Annotated in this window: 1 protein-coding gene; it reads left to right on the top strand. The window is 45.8% G+C overall.

Annotation, left to right across the window (positions count from 1 at the left end; genetic code table 11):
• On the top strand, nt 1-1,132 hold a 1,132-nt coding region (locus tag KDK19_RS08665; RefSeq protein WP_257254915.1), incomplete at its 5' end, for a WD40 repeat domain-containing protein.
• Between the last annotated feature and the right edge of the window lie 13 nt (nt 1,133-1,145).

Raw genomic sequence — 1,145 nt, 5'->3', positions numbered from 1 at the left:
AATCTATGGCAAGAAGGACGAACGATCATGGGAAGAAAAAGCCACTATTTCCCATAACGCTAGTGTCAGTTTTGCCACCTTCAGCAAAGATGGTCGCTATCTAGTAACCACCAGTTGGGATCAAAGGGCAAAAATCTATGGCCAGAGTGACGATGGGTCATGGGCAGAAAAAGCCATCATTCCACATGATGAGACTGTCTACTCAGCCACCTTCAGCCCCGATAGCCGCTATGTGGTGACCGCCAGCCTGGATAGGAAAGCGAAAATCTATGGCCAGATAGACGATGGGTCCTGGCTGGAAAAGGCCATTGTTTCCCATTTTGTTTCAGTTACCTTCAGCTCCGATAGTCGCCATGTGGTGATCACCAGAGATAATGGCAGTGCAAAGATCTATAGACTGGATACCGATGGATCATGGGAAGAAGAAGCCATCATTTCCCATAATGGAAAGGTCAAGTCAGTCAAATTCAGTCCCGATAGTCGCTGTTTAATGACCTCCAGTGACGATAACAAGGCGATAATCTCTGGCCAGGATAAAAACGGATCATGGCAAGAAAAAGCCACCATTTCCGATTACCTGAGTCACTGCTCAGCTGGTACAACAGCCTGGGAGTTTCTTGAATCAATTTCCGGTTACCTAAGAAAGTGCTCAGCCAAATTCAGCGCCGATAGCCGCCATATGGTGACCGCCAATTTAGGTGACAAAGCGAAAATCTATGGTGAGAAGGACGATGGATCATGGGAACAAAAAGCCATCATTTCCCATAACAAAAATGTCTACTTTGCCAAATTCAGCCCCGATAGCCGTCATGTCATCACCTGCAGTAATGATCTCATGATGAAAATCTATAGCCTGAAGATCGATGGATCATGGAGAGAAAAAGCCATCATCTCCTATGATTGTTTTATTACATTAGCAACCTTTAGTGTCGATGGCCGCCATTTGGTCACTGTCAGTGTCGATGGAACGTGGAAAATTTATGGTCAGAACAGCGATGGATCATGGGAAGAAAAAGCCAGCACTTCCCATCCTGGTATTATCCGATCAGCCACCCTCAGCGCCGATGGCCATGTTTTGACCATCCATCAAGATGAGACGGCGAAAATCACTGAACTAAGTATGAATGAATGATGGTTTGCTGTTA

Origin of the sequence: Endozoicomonas sp. ONNA1 (genome assembly GCF_024606325.1) — a bacterium.
In the GTDB taxonomy this organism is placed as follows: domain Bacteria; phylum Pseudomonadota; class Gammaproteobacteria; order Pseudomonadales; family Endozoicomonadaceae; genus Endozoicomonas_A.
Note: the sequence above shows the minus strand (reverse complement) of the source record. Positions and strands in the feature narration are given on the sequence as shown.